A 3,089-nucleotide genomic window follows, 5' to 3' on the forward strand; every position below is an offset into this window, starting at 1 on the left:
CGCCAGTAATAACAACTACTTTTTGAACGCTCATTATTCATCCTTTAAACGCTGAATTTGATGTAATGCATAACGCCGCGTTAAGTGGTGAGCAACGCAGACCACTGCACTTAAAGTATTGTGTCGTAAACACTAAAGCTGAAGCAAACCAAAAATGCCGAGCGTTGGGAATCCGTCTTAAACGCTTTGTTAAACCGCACTTTCAGCCTCGTACTCTTGTTCAATTAGCTCAAATACTTCGGCACGATCATCAACGCCGAAATACTCATGAAGTAATAAATATTTCCATACAAAATTCTGAGCAGCGTTGAGGTTAGTAGGTTCAAGAAATTCGCTGTCGCTAAAACCATGGCGCTTCAATAAACTGGCATATGACTGCTCATGATTGGATATGCCCAAATATTTGTTACACATGTCGTAAAAGCAATCCATCAAATCACTATATAGGTCATTGCTTGGTGCACAAACGTCGGCAACACACTTAATACCACCTTTCTCAAGCAACAGCTAATAGGTTTGCAACGGGTCTCTCCAAGAACAACTAACAACTTTCCTTAATTGATAGGTAAGCCCTCTAAATTCAGGTGGTAAGTAGATTGCAATACTCGCCAAAGACTCTATTACTTCCTCGTCTAACTTTACCCTTTTACTTTCAAAATCGGGAAGAATTCCGCCTTTGTTAAAGATCAAGGAAACGTACGTGTTGTACATCATTTTGTGTTCAGAAATTGCGCCATTAAATTGCTCAAGAATTGGAAGGACCCTCTCCAACTTAACTTTTTCGAATTCAGCTTGTTGTAGCGCTAAATCTTTTTGAATTTGAAGTGCAGAGTTAACTTCTTGTTTCTGTAAATCTAAACGATTTTGAAACCACTTTTCCGCTAACCCTTTTAGAACCCATTTCCATATAGCTATTGCAGCAACAACTGATACAGCCCACTCACCAAGATTCAGAAATTTAATCGTTTCTAACATGTTTCCCCTTTGTAGAGACTTATGCGGTTTAACGCCCAATTAAGGTGTGAAGCACGCAATGACCAAGCCGACGCATTGCACTTCAACACCAAAACCAACGCATGATAAAAATGCCACGCGTGCTGAATCACTCTTAAATTGTTTGTTAGCTTATTGATTTATCGGGAGTTATAAGCATATGCACTGCACTTATTGGTTCTTTTAGCAACTGGAGGCTTTGAGGCGTAGCTACAATAAACATTGGAGTGGCTAACCTTAGCAAACGGCTCCATAACAGCAGACTTTAAATACAGCTCGTCATAACCATGAGCTTCCCTTTCAAGTTCTCCAATGATCTGTTTAAGAAATCGTATAATTGAAATTGAATTATCTTCGATATCCATTTGTTCAGCATATTCATATGCAGAAAGTGGTTTGCCTTTGCTTGCGTTATGTTTATAACCATGACTATGTTCAAAATTTCTAATTGAAACGTATCTATGCACTAGTTCTTCAACATTATTCAAACGACACTGCATTTCAAAAATATTATTACTTTGTGTCCAAGAGCTGTTTCTTTTAAAGCTACCATCCTTATTTACCTTAGGTCTTCCACCTTCATAGTCATACCTTTCATCCGAGTCATGAATAATATGTTGACGGATCTTAAAGTGACCAAGAACTTCCATGAAGAATGTCATGTTTGTCTTTGACAGAGCATTTAACACAAACACTTCTTTATCTGGATAGTACTTTTCAATCAGAGTTCTTAGAACTATAGCCTCAGTATCGCCTTCTACCATGATGACATCATCAGAAAAAAATGTTTCGCATAAATGAGGATTAAAGCGATTGAGCATCAAAATTCGGTCTTTAACCACCTTTCTATTTGCAAAAACATCATTGCTTGACTGGTATACAACGGTCTCACCATTTTGCTTTTTAACAAACCTAGCCAAAGAAGTATGATCACGACTTAAATCGATCAACTGGGGATCATGTGAAACACAGAGCACCTGATAGTTTTCCTGCTCAGCTATGTTATATAGTGTATTTTTAAACTTTCTTTTATTTGCAGGATGCAAATATAATTCAGGCTCTTCAAATAAAATTATATGCTTTTCATCTTTAGTCGTATCCCTAAAGAAGCCCAAAATATTAATAATTGCTTGTCTAATTAAACCATGTCCATGCAGATCAAAGGCTTGACCATCACCCTTATCCACTTCATTTAATTTATCTAGCGCATCATTCAGCTCTTTCTCTTCATTAGTATTATTACTAATTGCGACACTAAAATCTTTTTCAAAAGCCTTTGTAATATCTGCTTCTTTGTTAGGGTTTGAAGCTATATTTAGCTTTAAATCTGGGAAAGTTTCACAAAAGTACCTATTTGCACCTTCATTAATTTCGCTAATATAACCATCAGTTTCCACTCTATCTTGTAGAGCTTTAATAGCAGACATTGCTGCTTCATATTCTTTTTCATGGTTAGCCTTGAGTTTATTTAGTAATTTACTCTTTATCTCTTTTTCAATCCAGTCCGTTAGAGACTTCACACTTGGGATTGCTTCAATATAAATTATATTCGGGGTTACCTTTGTCAAGAAAGTCTCTAACCCACCAAACCCATCAGGGACATACTCATTTTTCTCAACGGAAAATGTTTCTTTTTTGGCTTTTTTCCCTACTTCCGTCCATGTTTTTCTGAACTTAACTTCATTCTCTTCACTGACCCATTTATCAAAACCATTTTTTAAAAAGTAATCATTATCACTATCTTCTTTGACGTAGATAGCTTCTATAACTATATTGTTTTCCGAGTTTTGATCATAGAAATCAGTAATTTTCGCGGCTTGATTTGGTTTTACAAAGTATTGATAAGCATGGAGAATACTTGATTTTCCAATATTATTTTTTCCGAATATAAAAACTATATTGTTATCAATGAAATTGATAACGTTTTCATCTCCATTGATAGCTCTAAAGCTAAATATTTTCAGGCTTTTTAATTTCATTTTTATCTCTTATAATTTTCGCCAAACTGACCAAATAAGCTAACGCCAAATTAAGCTGCTACCAACGCACAATGTCACTTACAGCAATGTACCGTAATCACAAAACTCACTGGAACT

At 35.9% G+C, this 3,089-nt stretch carries 3 protein-coding genes; all 3 read right to left on the bottom strand.

Translation table 11 applies throughout. From position 1 onward, the window contains the following. Positions 1-189 precede the first annotated feature (189 nt). Positions 190-414 (bottom strand): hypothetical protein, encoded by a 225-nt coding sequence (locus LZU85_RS20525; protein ID WP_237288402.1) that lies wholly within the window; start codon positions 412-414, stop codon positions 190-192. A gap of 93 nt (positions 415-507) precedes the next feature. Beyond that, a complete protein-coding gene (locus tag LZU85_RS20530; protein WP_237288403.1) occupies positions 508-975 on the bottom strand; it encodes a hypothetical protein in 468 nt (155 codons plus the stop codon). Positions 976-1,133: 158 nt separating this feature from the next. Next, complete coding sequence (locus LZU85_RS20540) at positions 1,134-2,972, bottom strand: ATP-dependent nuclease (protein WP_237288405.1); 1,839 nt, start codon at positions 2,970-2,972, stop codon at positions 1,134-1,136. Positions 2,973-3,089 lie beyond the last annotated feature (117 nt).

Source organism: Vibrio floridensis, from assembly GCF_021852965.1.
GTDB lineage: Bacteria > Pseudomonadota > Gammaproteobacteria > Enterobacterales > Vibrionaceae > Vibrio > Vibrio floridensis.